Origin of the sequence: Serratia myotis, assembly GCF_027474885.1 — a bacterium.
Lineage (GTDB): Bacteria > Pseudomonadota > Gammaproteobacteria > Enterobacterales > Enterobacteriaceae > Serratia > Serratia proteamaculans.
Map to the genome: position 1 here is coordinate 1462451 of NZ_CP099707.1, position 17144 is coordinate 1479594.

Consider the following 17144-nt stretch of genomic DNA (forward strand, 5'->3'; position numbering starts at 1 on the left):
GCTTGCCAAGCCAGTATGCGGTTAACTTTGCTGCTTATTTTGCTGGTAACTTAGTAGGCGGGTAAGTAGGAATGCTCTGGGAAGTGGTTATGCGGAGGAGATTTTTATAATTTGGCAACTTAATAAGTTATTAAGTTGCCAGGGATGACTGTTCGGTAATGGCTACTTTTTCAACATCGATTTCAGGTTGGCGAACGGGTTATGGGTCGCGAGCCCAACGTCTTTTTGCGCGTCCTCACCGGCCACTACCGTAGAGCCATATTGATCGGCTTCGGTATATTTGGAGTGTTCGTGGTCGTGGCAATACAGGCACAGCATTTCCCAGTTGCTGCCATCTTCCGGGTTGTTGCTGTGGTCGTGATCGATATGGTGGACCGTCAGTTCGCGCAGATTGGAATAAACAAACTCGCGCGAGCAACGCCCGCAGACCCAGGGGAAGATTTTCAGTGCTTTTTCGCGGTAGCCGGTCTCCAGCCTCGCGTAGTTTTTTGGAATATATGCCATGGTGTGTGCCCGTCGGGTGATAACAATAATGCGTTAAATAATACCACAACGCGCCGGATTACAGCGTGCGGCACATCACCGTCACTTCTTCGCCGCACACTTCCCGCAACTCAACCGGTTGCCAGCCCAGTTTTTGATACAGCAACTGTTGATCGGGAGTGTAGAGATACAACTCGGCGATCTGTTGCTGGCGGCAGTGGGCGACGCAGTGATCGATCAGGCGGCGAGCCACCCCTTGCCCACGGTGCTGGGGGTGAGTAAAGACTTCACCCATCCAGAATTTTCGCTCCGGCCTATCCGCCAGTTCGTAAACGATCAGGCTGGCAGTGCCGAGGATCTCTTGTTGCGGCGACAGAGCCAACAGCGCCATGCCGGGATGCTGCGGTTCGCAACGCTGTTCAAGACGTCGGCTGATTTTTTCGCGACAGCTCCACGGTGGGAAATCCTGCCACTCCAGATGCAATAATGCGGCCAGTTCATCAATGCGTTGGCGATACGCAGACAGTGGTTCAATACGCATAATTCGATTCGTTTTTTGCCCAATAGCAGCCAACTATAGCGGCAGATTTCGCTTATTTGAAGGTCTCGACCGCCCAATCGATAAACACGCGCATTTTGGCGCTTAGATGGCGGTTGGAGGGATAGACCACGTACATCTGTTCCGAGGGCGGTTACCAGTCGTGCAGCAGGCTGACCAGTTCGCCGTTGTCCAGATGCGGCTGAGCCATAAAGCGGAAGGTTTGAATAATGCCCAACCCGGCCAGTGCCGTCGCCAGCAGCGCATTACCCTCGTTGACGCTGACGTGATAGCGATGCTGAATATCAATCTCCTTGCCCCGATCGACAAAGTGCAGCGGCTGGATGCGATCGTTCAGCGCATGGCGGTAATGTGCCAGTGGAAAACCCAGCTCCAGATCGCAAGGGTGTTGCGGCGTACCGTGGCGCGCCAGATAGGCCGGGGTGGCGCAGGTCACCCATTCAAGCTCGAACAACCGGCGGGCAATCAGAGTGGAATCGGCCAGTGGCCCGCTGCGGATCACGCAGTCGGCGCTGTCGTTAATCAGATCGATCAGACGGTCGCCCACCCCCAGGTCGATCTGAATTTGCGGGTAACGCGCGATAAAGTCCGGCAGCGCCGGCACCAGCAATTGCCGTGCCGTTGAGCCACCGGCGTCAATGCGCAGCACGCCTTGTGGCGCACTCTGCGACTCGGTCATGCTGCCTTCCATCTGTTCCAGCTCCGCCAGCCACTTGACCGTGCGCTGGTAATAGCATTCGCCCTCGGCAGTGACCGACACGCTGCGGGTGGTACGCTGGAACAGCTTGGTTTGCAGATGATCTTCCAGGTTCTGGATCAGCTTGGTGACGGTGGCCTTGGGCATCCGCAGTGAATCTGCGGCGCGGGTGAAGCCGCCGGTTTCTACCACGCGGTTAAACACCCGAATAGCGAGTAAATGATGATCCATAGCGCTCTCAGTGCAAAACCCCGGCAGAGGCCGGGGTGTGTTTCTGCGGATGAATAATGATTATGACTGTTTAACGCCAATCATGCTGGAACGCAAGGTCAGGCCGAAAACCAGCGCGGCGGACAGGGTGAGCGCACCGCCAAACAGCATAGCGCTGCTGACGCCCTGCCAGTCGACCACTTCGCCACCCAACAACGCGCCGGAAGCCAGCGCAATCTGGATCACGCAGACCAGCAGTGCCTGACCGGCCTCCGGTGCCTGCGGGACGGCGGCGAACATCCAGTTGGTGGCGCAGACCGGTACAGCGCCAAATGCCAGTCCCCATACCATCACCATCAGCGTGGCACCGGCGATGCCACTGAGGAACGGCGAGACGATCAGGATGGCAGCCAACATGGCGGTGATCAGAATAAAGGTGGCGCGCAGGCTACGTTCGGCCAGCCGTTCACCGAGGAAGGTACCGAGCAGACCAATGGCGCCGTAGGCCAGCAGCTGCAACGAAATCGCCGAGGGGCTGAGGACGAACACCTGCTGCAGCAGCGGCTTCAGATAGGTGTAGGCGGCAAAGTGACCGATAAACAGTAACACGATGGCAATCAGCCCGGTACGTGCCATCGGCAGACGCAGGGGTAACAGCAGGTCGCGTGCGGTGACCGGGCGAGTGGGAGGGACCGACGTCAACAACCGCAGTTGGGCCAACAGCACCCCAACCGCCAGCACCGCGCTGCCAAAGAAGGCGGCGCGCCAGCCGAACAGGTCACCAATCAATGCCCCGGCGGGGACGCCGCATACGGCACCGACCGAAATGCCGCTGAGGATCAGCGCGGTGGCGCGACCCTGACTGGCTTCCGGCACCAGATGACGGCCATAGTTGGCGGCAAAGGCCCAAAAACCGCCGACGCAGATGCCCAGCAGTACCCGCCCAAGCAGCATCATGGGGAAGTTAACCGCCAATGCGGAGACCAGGTTGGAGATGGCCAGCAGCACGCTCAGCGCCAGCATCAGCAGACGACGGTCGAGTCGACCGGCTGCCAGGCTCAGTGCCGGTGCGGCGATCGCCGCGATGATACCAGGCACGGTCACCATCAGGCCGGCTCTGCCGGTACTGACATCCAGCGACGGGGCGATATTGGTCAGCAGGCCGATTGGCAGAAACTCGGTAGTGACCATCACAAAGCAGGCAACCGTCAGCGAGAAAATCGCCAGCCAGGCTGATGGTGCAGGTTTATCATTATTATTCAACATAGTACTGCTCATCCCAGGTGAATGTGTAAACCGCGCAGCGGGCGCGGAGTGACAGAGATCACAATTTACGCAGGCATTTGCGGCGGATAAATCCGTTTGCGGTAGTTACACTGTTTCTGTGGGGGAACAATCAGCAGGGCAAGTCAATCGGGGGTTGGCGGCCAACCGGCAGGCCAAAGGCTTAATCGGCATAAGCTTATGCGATGGGCGCATCAGGTGTGCGCCCGGAGGAGGCTCACAGGCCCGGCGCTTTCCACATCGAGGTGGTCAGGCCATGGTCTACCAGGGTGAGCTGGTCGGCATAGACTTGCTGCCAGGTCTCCTTTTGCCGCTGATACAGTTCATGATTGGCCATGTCCGGTTGGTACTCACGCTCCCAGCGCACCAGACTTTCACCGGTTTGTGCCAGCGACTCATACAACCCGGCACCCACTCCGGCGGCAATGGCGCAGCCCAGCGCGGTGGCTTCTTTCACCACCGGTACGCGCACCGTCAGGCCGGTGACATCGCTGAGGATCTGGCTCCACAGCTTGCCCTTGGAGCCTCCGCCGGCAAATACCAGCGAGCGCGCCTGTACGCCGGAGAAACTGGCGATCTGCTCCAGGTTGCAGGCGGAAACAATGGCGGCGTTCTCTTCCAATGCGCGGAACAGGGTCTGCTTATTGCAGCGTTCCGGGTCGAGTGACAGGTTGATAAAAGAAGGCGCGGCGTGATACCAGGTTTTGAAATGCATGGCGTCGGAAAATATCGGCATCACTCCGTAAGCCCCTGGCGGCACTCGTGTGGCCATCTCTTCCAGCAGGCTGTAGGCATCTACGCCCAGCCGTTCCGCCATCAGTTTTTCTTCGGCGCAGAAGGCATCGCGGAACCAGCGCATGGTTAATCCGGTGAAGAAGCTGATCGACTCGGCCTGTGCCATGCCGGGGATCACGTGCGGATTGATGCGGATGTTCATCTCCGGGTCGGTGGCCGGCTCCGGCAAATTGACGATTTGCTGCCAGAAGGTGCCGCCCAGCACCGCCGTTTGTCCGGCGTGCACTACCCCCAACCCGAGACTGCCCAGTTGCACATCGCCGCCGCCCATTACCACCGGCGTGCCGCGCAACAGGCCACTTTGTTGTGCCGCCAGCTCGGTGATGTGTCCCAGCAGGCTGCCGGTTTCTTTCACCGGTGACAGCATATCGGCGCGCAGCCCGGCCATGTCGAGCAACGCCGGGCGCCAGTCACGGCTGACCAAATCGAGCATGCCGGTGGTCCCGGCATTGGAAGGATCGACCGCCAGTTCGCCGCTCAGCATATTGGCCAGCCAGTCGCTGATCATGGTCAGCGTCGCCGCCTGACGGTAGATATCCGGGCGGTGATGTGCCAGCCACAGCAGGCGCGGCATGGCGCTTAATGCCAGCGTTTGCCCGGAATACTGATAAACCTCGCGTTCGAAATTGTGGTTATGCAGTTCTTTCAGTTCGCTGACTTCCTCGCTGGCGCGAGCATCAACATTGGCGCAGGCCCAGATCGGCACGCCGTCGCGATCGTAAAGCACGATACCCTCGCGCATCGAGCAACAGGCCACGGAGCGGATCGCCTGGCCAGAGAGACCGGCATTCTGCAGCGCCTGTCGGATGCACTGGCAGGTCAGTTGCCAGTTGTGGGCCAGATCAAACTCCATCGAGCCGGGCACCCCCGGTACCGCCAGATGCCGCCACTCTGCCTGGCCCTGAGCAATTTGATTACCTGCCAGATCGAAGATGACCGCGCGAATGCTGCCGGTGCCTGCGTCCAGTGCCATCAAATAGTTATCCATAGCTCACACTCTCTGGGATTGGGATCTTAACTATAGATGCGGTGCTCTGCGCACTGCTGGCGGAAGCGGCGGGGTCGGCAGGATTTGTGAACTGCGCTGCAAAATTGCCGTTGCGGGGGGTAAATCTGCGGGAATAAACCTATGGTTGGAAAGCACATTGACCTTCAAGGTTAAACAAGGAGCCGCCATGCACGTCACACTGGTAGAAATTAACGTTAAGCAGGACAAAGTCGACGAGTTTATTGAGGTCTTCCGCGCTAATCATCTGGGAGCGATCGAAGAGCCGGGCAATCTGCGCTTTGACGTGTTGCAGGATGAAACCATCCCGACGCGTTTTTATATCTATGAAGCCTACCGGGATGAGCAGGCCGTCGCCGCCCACAAAAAGACGCCGCACTATCTGCAATGCGTGGAAAAACTGGAAGCGCTGATGACCGGGCCGCGCAAGAAAACCAGCTTTATCGGCCTGATGCCGGGTTAGGGCGGGGGGAGTAGGAAGCGGCGACAGAAAGTCATTCAGGATCGAATAAACCCCGGCCATACAGGAAATGGCCGGGTAGAGGTTAATCTTCTTCGTTGCGAGCCATAAGCTGACGTTGGTGCTCTTCGCTGGCCGCCTGGATTTCTTCCAGCACTGAACCGACATCGGCGCGTTTGTTGCTCTCGACAAACTTACCGGTCAACATACTGGCCGGTGTCAGGTTACCTTCCTGATACAGCGCCCAAATTTCTTTGGCGTACTTGCTGTCGAGCAGTTCCGGGGCATATTGGCCGTAAAACTGCGACATGTTGTTGATATCACGTTCGAACATGCTTTTGGCGTGGTTGTTGGCGGCGGCATCCACCACCTGCGGCAAATCGATAATCACCGGTCCGTTTTTGTCCATCAGCACGTTGAATTCCGACAGGTCGCCATGTACCAGCCCGGCGCAAAGCATGCGCACCGCGTAGTTCATCATCAGTGCGTGATCGGCCCGCGCCTGTTCCGGCGTCAGAGTGACATCGCTCAGACGTGGGGCTACCAGGCCTTCTTCGTCGGTGATCAGTTCCATCAGCAGCACGCCATCCAGACAGATATCCGGCTGCGGTACGCGTACGCCCGCTTTGGCGAGTAGATACAGTGCATCGACCTCGGTATTCTGCCAGGCTTCTTCCTGCTGCTGGCGACCGAATTTCGACCCTTTGCTCATGGCACGGGCATCGCGGCTGTTACGCACTTTGCGGCCTTCCTGGTAATTCACGGCCTGCTTGAAGTTACGCTTGTCTGCTTCTTTGTAAACTTTGGCGCAGCGGATCTCTTCGCCGCAGCGCACGATAAAGACGTCGGCTTCTTTGCCACTTTTCAAACGGCGGATGACGTCGTCGATTAAACCATCATCTACCAATGGCTGGAGTCGTTTTGGAATTTTCATGCAGCCTTGTACCCTATTTAGGCTCCGGTGTGAATGGTTTGCTAAGGTGTTAGCCAAATTTAGACCCGAAAGACAAAATTTAGTTTGCCGCCGTTGCGACATATGGCCGCAACGGCGCACCTGCTACAGGGTTTCTGCCAGTACCCAAACGCTGACGCTGCCGCCGTTAACCGGGAAAGTCGCATTCCCCTGTTCGTCGGTGGTGACCTCATCCTGACGGTTATCGAGCAGATCGCGCCAGTTTTTATGTGCCAGTTCGGCACCCAGCGAAACCGCTTTGCCGCTTTCAGCCCCATTGGTGAGTACCACTACGCAGCCAGGTGCTTCGGCAGTACCGCTGCGGCTGAAGGCCACGCAGTTTTTATCATCAAAATAATCGGTTTGCACGCCGTTGGCAAAGCGTTGTCGCGCCTGAATCAACTTTTCCAGCTCAGGGATGACCGGCATATCAATCTGGTACTCCTGGCCGTCACTGCCTTTATCTTTATAGCTGGCACCGTACAGGTCAGGATAGAACACGCAGGGCACCCCTTGTTCGCGTAACAGGATCAAGGCGTAAGCCAGCGGTTTGAACCAGGGTTCGACCGGCGCTTCCAGCGATTGTAGCGGTTGGGTGTCGTGGTTGGCGACCAGCGTGACCGAATGGGCTGGATCGGCAGCGGTCAGGGTATCGGTGAACATCTGCGCCATATCGAACCCATCCCCCTGTTTTGATGCCTGATGAAACTTCAGGTGCAAGGCTACGTCGAACAGCATCACTTTGCCCTCGACCAGGTCAATATACTGTTGTAACGCGGCCAAATCGTGCGACCAGTATTCGGCGACGATAAACAGATCGCGCTGTGCGCTGTCACGCACGTGGTCAGCCCACTCTTTAAAGAACCAGGCGGGGATATGTTTGGCCGCATCCAGCCGGAAACCGTCGCACGGCAGGGTTTCCAGCAGCCAGCGCGCCCAGTATTTCAGCTCTTCTACCACCGCCGGGTTGCGAAATTCAACGTCGGCCCCCATCAGATAGTCGTAGTTGCCTTTCTCGTCGCCGACCTGATCGTTCCAGCCGTCGTCACCGTAGTCATTGGCGATTTTGAACACGCCTTTCTCATCGGGCTGTTCAACGTAATCAACCCCACCAAAGCATTTGTAATCCCAAATAAATTTGGAGTAGGTGCCCTGTCGGCCGGGAAAGGTGAAACGGGTGTAGGCCAGAGCGTCGAAACCCTGATCGTTAATATTATTGCGGTTGTTGGCGTCCGCCTTATACACGTGCACCTGCTCTTTTTCGTCGGCACCGAGCTTGTGGTTGAAGACCACGTCATAAATCACCCGCACGCCGTTATCACGCAGCGCTGTGGCGGCATGCACCAATGCCTCCTTGTCACCGTATTTGGTGGCGCGGCTGCCTTTTTGGTCGAACTCGCCCAGATCGAACAGATCGTAGCTGTCATACCCTACCGAATAGCCGCCGGAAGCGCCCTTATAGGCGGGGGGCAGCCACAGGTCGGTGATACCCAACTGAGCAATTTGCGCGGCCCGTTCGGCGACCTCTGGCCATAACTTTCCGCCATCAGGGTAATACCAATGGAAAAACTGCAGCAAGGTGGTTTTTTTCGTCATGAGCCAGCGTCCCTATTTGCCAGAAAGAGGTGCGGGATGAGCCGTCGCCCACCCCATCCTGTTACAGCATGGGCTACTTTTGGTAAAAGGGAAACTCGGTTCGGGCGGGTTAATCCAGGCTGACGTAATGAGACAATACCAGTCTGATATTGGCCTATCGAAGTAGCTGCTAAACCACTGGATTGGGCTTCAGCCAGCAGATTTTCGGCGGGGCAATAATACAAAAGGCGGCCAGGGCCGCCTCTTTGCGCAATTGCTGATTCAGCAATTAATTGTAGATAATCGCAGTACCGTGCAGTTTGTTGTCGCCGGTAGTTGAGATGATCTGGAATGATTTAGCACCTGCTTCATCCGCTTTGGCAGCCAGTTTGTTTTCCAGGCTGGTCAGGTCGGAAGCCCCACTGACGGTAACCACACCGGCTTTTTGCAGATCTGCCGGTTGGGCATTTACCAGGTCGGCGGCGAAGCTACCGAAAGAAACAGAAGCCAGTGCGATGGCAGCGATGGTCATTTTCAGGTTTTTCATGGTCTTATTTCCTATCTCGATATTCTGTACGATGTTTTTATTGGGTCGTTAAATTAATTAACGATCGATAATTTAATGTTAGTCGCCTGTTCGACGCTTTGCAACTATTTTTTTAATGTTCGTTAATTAATTTTTTTCTTATCGTCGTTAACCGGGAAGAAAATAGCCGTTACCGGCCCAGAGAATGACGATTAACTGATTGTTATTGAAAGATTACTGCGGTGCCATGCAGCTGGTTGTTACCCCCGGCGCCGGTGATGCGGAATGATTTTGCACCGGCTGCGTCAGCTTTGGCCGCTAAATCGGCTTCCAGAGAGGTGATATCGGAAGCACCACTGACGGTAACCACGCCGATTTTTTGCTGATCAGCCGGCTGACTATTAACCAGGTCTGCAGCAAAGCTACCGAAAGAAGCAGAGGCAAGCGCGATGGCGGCAAGAGTAATTTTTAAGTTTTTCATGATGTTAATTCCTATTCTAACAGCGTAAACTGGGATTTGAATGTCTGTCGTTGTTATTACTTAACGATCGATAACTAAATGTTAATCGCTTCTCGACGGCAGCGCAATATTTTTTTATAATGATCGTTAATTTAATTAGTGAGCCCTGCTGCGGGGCGGGATAAGAGAGGGTCTATGAGTATCAATGAAGAGGTCTGCGCTAAAAAAACGCGTGGCAGACCGAAGCAGTTTGATCGCGACCGTGCGCTGGACAGCGCGCTCGATCTGTTCTGGCGGCACGGCTATGACTCAACGTCGCTGGCCGATCTGGTTGAAGTCACCGGCGCCAAGGCGCCAACGCTGTATGCCGAGTTCGGTAATAAAGAAGGGTTGTTTCGCGCGGCGGTGGAGCGTTATCTGCAAAAGTACACCACCTGCACCAATCAACTGCTGGAGCAGGATCTGCCGATAGCGGAAATCGTTGAAGCCTATGTGCGCTCTTCAGCTGAAGTGTTTACCGATCCGGATACGCCGTCCGGTTGCTTTATGGTGTGTGCGTCCGCGGCGCTGTCTTCGTCGTCTGATGAAGTCGCCGAGATGCTGCGTAACAAGCATCATGCTAATGAGGCCAGCCTGCGAGACTGTTTTGACCGCAAGGTACAGCAGGGGGAGTTATTGGCGAAAACCGATACCGCACTGTTGGCCAAATTCATCGTCTGTACCATTGAAGGGATGTCGGTTCAGGCACGTGAAGGGGCAAGCCGTGAGGATTTATATCGCTTGCTCGATGCATTGATGCTGGTTTGGCCGCGTCTCAGTCAGGTGGGCAATAAGGTCTAGGAAAGGGCGTATTGTTCGATAAAGGGCAAGGCCGCATTGCTGCGGCCTTGGCTTGAATTACTGGTTAACCGGGATCACTGCGCCCTGGTATTTTTGGCGGATGAAATCCTGAATCGCCTTGGAGTGCAACACCTTCACCAGGGCGACAATTTCCGGCTTGTTCACGTCGGCCTTATGCACGGTGATGATGTTGGCATAGGGGTTGTTTTCACCGCTTTCGACCGCAATCGGGTCTTTGGTTGGGTTCAGCCCGGCATCGATGGCGTAGTTGGCGTTAATCACCACTGCGTCACCCTCATCGTTGTTGTACATCTGTGGCAACAGTGCGCCTTCCACGTTCGCCAGGAACTTCAGGTGTTTCGGGTTTTCCACCACGTCGGTAATGCGTGCATCCACCTTGCTCACGCCCGGTTTCAGCTTAATCACGCCTGCCTTTTCAAAGATAGACAGAATACGACCTTCCTCTGCCACCGCATCACGCATGATGATTTTGCCGTTGTCCGGCAGATCCTTCAGGCTCTTGTACTTCTTGGAATAAATGCCGATCGGCTCGATATGGATAGCCCCGGCGCTGACAAAGTCGTAACTCTTATCGCCCGCATGGTCCTTCAGTACCGAATTCAGATAGGGCACATGCTGGAAGTAGTTGGCGTCAATATCGTGACTGGCCAGCGCCGTATTCGGCAGGATGTAATCCTGGAAGGGTTTGATCACCAGATCAATGCCTTCCTTCGCCAAAATCGGCTTGGCCTGCTCGAGGATCTCCGCGTGCGGTACGTTGGACGCACCAACCACCAGCTTGGTCTCCGCCGCGGCACCAAAGGAGGCTAACGCGGTCAGTGAGGCGAAAGCCAGCATCATCATTTGCTTTTTCATCATCATTATTCCCTGGTTATTTATCGTTTATCGAGCGTTGTTGTAATGGTGTCGCCGATGAACTGGATAACGAAAACGATCAGCAGGATCGTCAGCGTCGCCACCAGCGTCACGTCACCGTGATTGCGTTGAAAACCTTCCAGATAGGCCAGATTACCCAGCCCGCCTGCGCCGATCACCCCGGCCATCGCGGTGTAGCTCACCAGCGCGATCAGGGTGACGGTAATACCGGAAACCAGCGCCGGGGAAGACTCCGGCAGCAGCACGCGGAAGATAATGGTGCTGGTTTTGGCCCCCATAGAGCGCGCCGCTTCGATGACTCCCTTGTCCACCTCACGCAAGCCAATCTCAACCAGCCGCGCATAGAAGGGGGCAGCGCCGACAATCAGCGCCGGCAGCGCGGCATCGGCCCCCAAAATGGTGCCGATCAGCGTCTTGGTGAACGGGATCAGCAACACGATCAAAATGATGAAGGGAATGGAGCGGAATACGTTGACCAACACTGAAATCAGCGAATAGACGAGGCGATTTTGCAACAGTTGGCCGCGGGAGGTCAGGAACAGCAGTACCCCCAGAACGATACCGAGTACCAGCGTCGCCAGCCCGGCGATACCGGTCATGTACAGGGTTTCCAGGGTGGCGTTCAGCAACTGGTCAATGCGCAGGTGAGGGAACAGTGACTCAATCATGTTTAATCACCTCAGCGGCGATCTGCTGTTCTTTCAATAATTTCAGCATGCTGTCGATTTGCAGATCGTTGCCATCGGCGTGGATATACAATTCGCCAAAGGATCCGTTCAGGGTCTGGGTTATCTTGCCGTGCAGAATATTAATGCTCACCTTGTAGCGCAGGATCATGTCGGAAATCACCGCCTGATGGGTTTGCACGCCGACAAAGGTCAGCTTGAAGATCGCACCTGGCAGGTGCTGGGCCAGCAAGGGGTTAAAGCTTTCCTCGGTTTTCTGATACTGCGAAACCTGTTTAACGAACTGCTGGGTAATCGGCTGCTGCGGCCGGGTGAAAACATCGATCACCGGGCCTTCTTCGACAATGCGGCCGTTTTCCATCACTGCCACGCGATGGCAAATTTTGCGCACTACGTGCATTTCATGGGTGATCAGCACAATGGTCAGGTTCAGCTTGCGGTTGATGTCCAGCAACAGGTCCAGAATCGAATCGGTGGTCTGGGGATCGAGCGCCGAGGTGGCCTCATCGCACAGCAGTACTCCCGGATTATTGGCCAGCGCGCGGGCGATGCCGACGCGTTGTTTCTGTCCGCCACTGAGCTGCGAAGGATAAGCCTCTTCGCGGCCCTGCAGGCCAACCAATGCCACCAGCTCCGCCACACGCGGTTTAATCTGTGCCTTGGGCACGCCGGCGATTTGCATCGAGAAGGCAATGTTCTGGCTGACGGTGCGTGACCACAGCAGGTTGAAGTGTTGAAACACCATGCTGATTTTCAGCCGCGCCTGGCGCAACTGGTCGCTTTTGGCCGCGGCGATATCGAAACCGTCGACTTGAATGCTGCCGCTGGTAGGGGTTTCCAGCCCGTTAAGCAAACGGATCAGGGTGCTTTTACCGGCCCCGCTATAGCCAATGATGCCGTAAATTTGTCCGGCTTCGACCGCCAGGTTGACATCATCTACCGCGACAACGCGGCCCTGTGCGCTGTCAAAAGTTTTGCAAACGTTCGAAAGAACGATCATAGAGAAGCGGATCCTTATTAATACATCACAGTATTCCGCCCGGAGCGCCAGAGGGCTCGGCTTCTCGGAGCAAAGGGCAGGCGGAACCTCTGTTGCTGGTGAATACAGGCCAATCCTACCGGGGGTTGATAGTGACAGGAAGAATATAAATTCTATTAGTTATTCTTATTTGATATATGAAGTAATGAGCTGAAGTGATGGTGAAACCGCGGCCTAGGGCGATTTTGGCCGCGGTGTTTTGTTCAGGCGCGTCCCCAAAGTCTGGCGACGGTCAGGGCGATAAAAGCTTCCAGCTTGGGTGACTGTCGTCGTTCGGGCAGATAGACCAAATGCATCGGCCGTGGTAGCGGTGAATAGTCCGGCAAGACCTGTACCAACCGGCCGGCAGCAATATCTTCGTCCAGTAGCATGCCGGCATGCAGCGCGATACCGAAACCGGCCAGCGCCGCCCGGCGCACCCCTTCGCCAGAGTCCATCCGCAGCCGTGGCCTGACCGGCACGCTGATTTCCCCCTCTGGCCCCTGCAACCGCCAGAAGTGGTTGCCGTCCCACTGACTGAAGCCAAAGCAGCTGTGCGTACTGAGCTGAACCGGCTGCGTTGGAACACCGTGCTGCGCCAAATAGTCCGGCGAGGCGGCCAGCGTCATACGGTAATCGGGCAGGGCGCGCGCCACCAGGCCGTCGTCGGCCACTGGGCCGATGCGAAATGCAGCTTCGTAGCTTTCCTCAATCAAATCCACTTTGCGATCCGACAGCACCACCTCCGCCTCGACCTCTGGGTGCCGCTGCAGGAATTCGGTGAGGATTGGCGTCAAAACGCGGTTGCCAAAAGTGACCGGTGCGCTGATACGTAGCAGCCCGCTGGGGGAGCTCAGCAGCGCCCGGGCACTGGCTTCGGCGGCATCGGCGTCGGCCAGCAGGCGGCGGCAGCGTTCGTAGAACACCCGACCGGCCTCGGTCAGCCCCTGCCTGCGGGTGGTGCGGTTCAGCAGCGGCGCATTAAGGCGTTGCTCCAGGTAACGGATGTGCTTGCCGACCATGGTCGGAGAGATTGCCATCTCCTCGGCGGCGGCGACAAAGCTGCCTTTTTCCACCACCCGCACAAACACCGCCATGCTGGTTAATCGGTCCATTATAAACCCCTGGTGTTTTCTGAATGTTCTGCGGGCCACTTTGCCTGATTATAGCGCTTTGCGATAATCCTTCTATCGACCGTCAGTGTGTTATTGGCGGAATTTCCTGGAGCAGCAACATGCATGCATTAGCGTTTGAACACTTTGGCGGGCCGGACGTGCTCGAATACCTTGAGTTACCGACACCAGCGGTACCGGCGGGCGCGGTGCAGGTGCGGATGGGTGCTGCCGGGCTGAATTTTGCCGATATCTACCGCCGCAAGGGCAATTATGTGCTGCACGGTAACCCGCCGCATATCGGCGGTTACGAAGGCGTAGGCACCATTATCGCCGTGGGTGAGGGCGTCAATGGCTGGCAGCTGGGGGAGCGGATTGGTTTCGCCGATGTGCCTTTTTGTCACGCCACGCGTATCAATGTGCCGGTGGAGCATGCACTGCGGCTGCCACCAGCCCTGAGCGACGTCGAGGCGGCCTCAATTCTGCTGCAAGGGCTGACGGCGCAGTACCTGATTAATGACAGCGTGCAGGTGAAGGCGGGCGATCGCGCGTTAGTGCATGCAGCGGCGGGCGGTGTCGGGCAGATCCTGACCCGCATGCTGGTGGCGCGTGGCGCACAGGTTTACGCCGTGGTGTCTTCGGCGCACAAACAGCAGATCGCGCTGAACAACGGTGCCGCAGCAGCTTTCACCTATCAGCAGGATTGGGTCGCGCAAATTGCCGCGCTGACCGGCGGTGGCGTTGAGTACGGTTTCGACTCGGTCGGCATCACGCTGCAACAGAGCATCGACGCGCTGTGCCCTGGTGGCCGGGTCGTCACCTTTGGGATGGCGGGCGGCGAGGCACCGGCGATTTCTGCCTACGGCCTGATGATGGATTCCAAAGGTGTGGTCGGCGGCGATCTCTGGACTTATCTTAATAGCGCCGAGGCACGACGTGACAGGGCTGAGCGTCTGTTCAGCAGTTGGCAGAACGGCGAATTTGCCGTGCCCCATATTGAAACCTTCCCGCTGAGCGAAGGCGCGGCTGCCCACCGTCGGCTGGAAGATCGCAGCTTTGCCGGTAAGATTATGCTGCTCAACGATCGCGACCCGCAGAGTTAAAAGCAGCCTTCCCCTGCATGCTACACTGGCCGCCGGACGATAATTGGGGTCAGTCAGGATGGAAGTGATACGTGCGGCGATAGAAAAACAGGTGATCGGTCTGACCGGGCTGGCGCTTGGCGGGGTCGATTTTGAGAACCCGCCGGGTGATCCGGGCCTGTTTGGGCCGCAGTCGGTTATCTGGCAGGTACACAGTGATTTCACCTCGATGCTGTGTGGCGGTGTCAGCGCCTTGTTGCTGCAAATGCTGCACCCGTTGGCGCTGGCCGGCGTCTGGGATCATTCCAACTTCCGCGACGATATGCTCGGCCGCCTGCGCCGTACCAGCCAATTTGTCTCCGTCACCACCTTTGGCCCCACGGCCGAGGCCGAACGGTTGATCGCCAAAGTTAAAGCCATTCATTTGCGGGTCAACGGCGTCAGCAGCGACGGCAGGGCTTATGCCGCCAGCGATCCGGACCTGCTCACCTGGGTGCACGTGGTGGAAAGCCGCTGTTTTTTGGCCAGCCATCTGCGTTACCGCAACCCTCATCTTGCCCGCGAACAGCAGGACAGCTATTACCGTGAGGCGGCACGCGTCGCCGCTGCCCTGGGGGCGCGCAATATCCCTGTATCCTGTTGTGAAATCGAAGATTACCTGCAGCGGATGCGGCCGCAGTTGGTGTGTGATGAGCGCACGCAGGAAGTGGCGCGCATTCTGCTGGCGGCTCCGGCACCGAGCAGGCTGGCACAACCTTTTGGCGCTCTGGTAATGCAGGCGGGTATTGATCTGTTGCCGGATTGGGCGCAGCAGCAATTTGATTTTTCTTCCGGCCGGTTGCGACAAAAACTGGTGCGGGTCGGTGCCGGTGGGGTGGGTAAAGTGCTGCGGGCCTCGATGCGTAACGGTTCCTATCAGCGAGCGCTACGACGAATTAACAAAACCGCCGTAGCGCATTGATGATTACCGCAGGTTAGCGGGGAAATCTGCCGGTAGCTCGCTGGCCGGACAGTTAATCACCTGCTCATCGTTTTCGCCGCAGTCGCGTACAAAGGTGATGCTGGCAAATTCGTCGATCACTTCAGTCGGGTACGCCGGACCGGCTTCACGATAGGCCGCCATCTGTGCCAGGTGTTCATTTTGGAAACACACGGTGTGCTGCGGATTATTCATAACCCAGCGCGGGAAGAAAATGGTGCCGTGGAAAATCAGATCGCCCAGATTGACGATGAGGCTAACGTCAGTCCCGGTCGGCTCAGTCCATGAGATTTTATACACTTCTGCGGCCACCCGAACCACGTAGACCGCCTGATCTTTCACCCAACGATTGCCCACTAACCCACTGTGGATCCGATAATCGATGGTGCCGGCATTCTTCAGGTAGATCTCATAATTCCAGCCATTGTCATAGGTATACACCAGATGTTTGCCGATAAAACCGCTCAGGTCGTGTTTGTCGAAGCTGCTCATTATGTGTTCCTTATGGGGAGTGTTTTAAGTCGATATGAGTAGCCTACGCTGATAAAAATCGATATAAAAACGCTAATATTGGCGGTTAATAATCGAATTATTAGATGTTTTAGGAGGCGAGGATGCGGGCACCCAAAACCACTCTGGATCAGTGGCACACGTTGCAGACCGTGATTGAGCAAGGGGGGTATATTCAGGCGGCTGAATACCTGCACCGCAGCCAATCCTCGGTGAGTTACAGTTTGCACACCTTGCAGGAGCGGCTGGGGGTTAAATTGCTGATGATAGTCGGCCGTAAGGCGGAGTTGACGGTGGAAGGCCGGGCATTATTGGAACATGCCAAACCGCTGATTACCGCTTTCAGCCAGCTTGAGGCGCGGGCGGCGGCGTTTACCCAAGGTGAGAAGGTGGCGTTAACGCTGGTAGTGGACAGCGTTTTTCCCAAGCCGTTACTGTTCCGCGCGCTGCGGCAATTTCAACAGCGCTATCCGCAAACTCAGGTGCGGTTGCGTGAGATCCTGCGGGGTGAAAGCTGGGAACTGCTGGCGCAAGCTGATGCCGACTTATACATCACCACGTTGCCGCCGGATGCTTCAGTGGACGGCAGTTTTTTGATGGATGTGAATTTTATCGCCGTCGCCCATCGTCACCATCCGTTGCATCAATTGAAGGGCCCGTTGACGCAGGCCGAACTGGTCCGTTTTCATCGCGTGGTGATTACCGATCCTCTGCAGCAAGCGGATGCAGACGCCGCGTGGAGTTTTACCACCTTTGATGCGGCGATACAGGCGATATGTCATGGGGTGGGATATGGCTGGTTGCCGCAGGACCGCATCACCGGGCTGCTGGCCAGTGGTGAATTGCAGCCCTTACCGCTTGCCGGTCAGCGGATCCGTGCCACGCCGCTATATTTAATTTATGGGGATCCTCAGGGGTATTTTGATCTGACGACCAGGGCGATGGCGGAAATGATTACCGATGCGGTGCAATCCGACCATCAATTAGCCAACAGCCCGAAATTTTGAGACTTT

18 protein-coding genes and 1 pseudogene are annotated in these 17144 nt (G+C 56.5%); 5 read left to right on the forward strand and 14 right to left on the reverse strand.

Annotated features, from left to right (window positions below; all coding sequences use genetic code 11):
• Positions 1 to 162 precede the first annotated feature (162 nt).
• From yajD to lsrK, 5 genes and pseudogenes are all read right to left on the reverse strand, one after another.
• The gene (yajD, locus tag NHG65_RS06885) at positions 163 to 504 is read right to left on the reverse strand and encodes an HNH nuclease YajD (protein WP_020825794.1); all 342 of its coding nucleotides are present in this window, start codon (positions 502 to 504) and stop codon (positions 163 to 165) included.
• 58 nt (positions 505 to 562) lie between these two features.
• Positions 563 to 1024 carry a GNAT family N-acetyltransferase gene (locus NHG65_RS06890; protein ID WP_099065226.1) on the reverse strand — a complete coding sequence of 154 codons (462 nt, stop codon included), beginning with the start codon at positions 1022 to 1024 and terminating at the stop codon, positions 563 to 565.
• A gap of 52 nt (positions 1025 to 1076) precedes the next feature.
• Positions 1077 to 1970 (reverse strand): annotated as a pseudogene (locus tag NHG65_RS06895) (LysR family transcriptional regulator).
• A gap of 60 nt (positions 1971 to 2030) precedes the next feature.
• Positions 2031 to 3215, reverse strand: a complete 1185-nt coding sequence (locus tag NHG65_RS06900) for an MFS transporter (protein WP_499183082.1) — start codon at positions 3213 to 3215, stop codon at positions 2031 to 2033.
• A gap of 235 nt (positions 3216 to 3450) precedes the next feature.
• Positions 3451 to 5016, reverse strand: a complete 1566-nt coding sequence (gene lsrK, locus NHG65_RS06905; RefSeq protein WP_499183083.1) for an autoinducer-2 kinase — start codon at positions 5014 to 5016, stop codon at positions 3451 to 3453.
• A 187-nt stretch (positions 5017 to 5203) separates the two neighbouring features.
• On the opposite strand from lsrK, the gene lsrG reads away from it, so the two are divergent.
• Positions 5204 to 5497, forward strand: a complete 294-nt coding sequence (gene lsrG, locus NHG65_RS06910; RefSeq protein WP_085115728.1) for a (4S)-4-hydroxy-5-phosphonooxypentane-2,3-dione isomerase — start codon at positions 5204 to 5206, stop codon at positions 5495 to 5497.
• An 82-nt stretch (positions 5498 to 5579) separates the two neighbouring features.
• On the opposite strand, the gene NHG65_RS06915 is transcribed toward lsrG, so the two are convergent.
• From NHG65_RS06915 to bhsA (NHG65_RS06930), 4 genes are all read right to left on the reverse strand, one after another.
• On the reverse strand, positions 5580 to 6428 hold the full coding sequence (locus NHG65_RS06915; protein ID WP_099063951.1) for a PA4780 family RIO1-like protein kinase: 849 nt from the start codon (positions 6426 to 6428) through the stop codon (positions 5580 to 5582).
• A 123-nt stretch (positions 6429 to 6551) separates the two neighbouring features.
• Complete coding sequence (gene amyA, locus NHG65_RS06920; RefSeq protein ID WP_499183084.1) at positions 6552 to 8042, reverse strand: alpha-amylase; 1491 nt, start codon at positions 8040 to 8042, stop codon at positions 6552 to 6554.
• 268 nt (positions 8043 to 8310) lie between these two features.
• Positions 8311 to 8568, reverse strand: coding sequence for a multiple stress resistance protein BhsA (bhsA, locus tag NHG65_RS06925; RefSeq protein ID WP_099063954.1), 258 nt, complete (start codon positions 8566 to 8568; stop codon positions 8311 to 8313).
• Between the two features lie 202 nt (positions 8569 to 8770).
• Positions 8771 to 9028, reverse strand: a complete 258-nt coding sequence (gene bhsA / locus NHG65_RS06930) for a multiple stress resistance protein BhsA (RefSeq protein WP_499183085.1) — start codon at positions 9026 to 9028, stop codon at positions 8771 to 8773.
• A 174-nt stretch (positions 9029 to 9202) separates the two neighbouring features.
• Here bhsA (NHG65_RS06930) and NHG65_RS06935 point away from each other — a divergent pair, with 174 nt between their 5' ends.
• The gene (locus tag NHG65_RS06935) at positions 9203 to 9847 is read left to right on the forward strand and encodes a TetR/AcrR family transcriptional regulator (RefSeq protein ID WP_499183086.1); all 645 of its coding nucleotides are present in this window, start codon (positions 9203 to 9205) and stop codon (positions 9845 to 9847) included.
• 57 nt (positions 9848 to 9904) lie between these two features.
• On the opposite strand, the gene NHG65_RS06940 is transcribed toward NHG65_RS06935, so the two are convergent.
• From NHG65_RS06940 to NHG65_RS06955, 4 genes are all read right to left on the reverse strand, one after another.
• A complete protein-coding gene (locus tag NHG65_RS06940; protein ID WP_499183461.1) occupies positions 9905 to 10726 on the reverse strand; it encodes a MetQ/NlpA family ABC transporter substrate-binding protein in 822 nt (273 codons plus the stop codon).
• 17 nt (positions 10727 to 10743) lie between these two features.
• Positions 10744 to 11412, reverse strand: a complete 669-nt coding sequence (locus tag NHG65_RS06945; protein ID WP_099063957.1) for a methionine ABC transporter permease — start codon at positions 11410 to 11412, stop codon at positions 10744 to 10746.
• Positions 11405 to 12430, reverse strand: coding sequence for a methionine ABC transporter ATP-binding protein (locus tag NHG65_RS06950; RefSeq protein WP_499183087.1), 1026 nt, complete (start codon positions 12428 to 12430; stop codon positions 11405 to 11407). The genes NHG65_RS06945 and NHG65_RS06950 overlap by 8 nt, the downstream gene beginning before the upstream one ends.
• 242 nt (positions 12431 to 12672) lie before the next feature.
• Complete coding sequence (locus NHG65_RS06955) at positions 12673 to 13563, reverse strand: LysR family transcriptional regulator (protein WP_499183088.1); 891 nt, start codon at positions 13561 to 13563, stop codon at positions 12673 to 12675.
• Between the two features lie 119 nt (positions 13564 to 13682).
• Between NHG65_RS06955 and NHG65_RS06960 the strand changes: the two genes are divergently transcribed.
• Positions 13683 to 14663: a quinone oxidoreductase family protein gene (locus tag NHG65_RS06960; RefSeq protein ID WP_499183089.1), complete on the forward strand. Its 981-nt coding sequence runs from the start codon at positions 13683 to 13685 to the stop codon at positions 14661 to 14663.
• A 58-nt stretch (positions 14664 to 14721) separates the two neighbouring features.
• Entirely contained in the window at positions 14722 to 15603 is an 882-nt protein-coding gene (locus tag NHG65_RS06965; RefSeq protein WP_219015669.1) for an oxygenase MpaB family protein, read from the forward strand.
• 3 nt (positions 15604 to 15606) lie between these two features.
• On the opposite strand, the gene NHG65_RS06970 is transcribed toward NHG65_RS06965, so the two are convergent.
• Positions 15607 to 16116 (reverse strand): phenolic acid decarboxylase, encoded by a 510-nt coding sequence (locus tag NHG65_RS06970; RefSeq protein WP_198404458.1) that lies wholly within the window; start codon positions 16114 to 16116, stop codon positions 15607 to 15609.
• A 119-nt stretch (positions 16117 to 16235) separates the two neighbouring features.
• Here NHG65_RS06970 and NHG65_RS06975 point away from each other — a divergent pair, with 119 nt between their 5' ends.
• Positions 16236 to 17138, forward strand: coding sequence for a LysR family transcriptional regulator (locus NHG65_RS06975; protein ID WP_499183090.1), 903 nt, complete (start codon positions 16236 to 16238; stop codon positions 17136 to 17138).
• Positions 17139 to 17144: the final 6 nt, after the last annotated feature.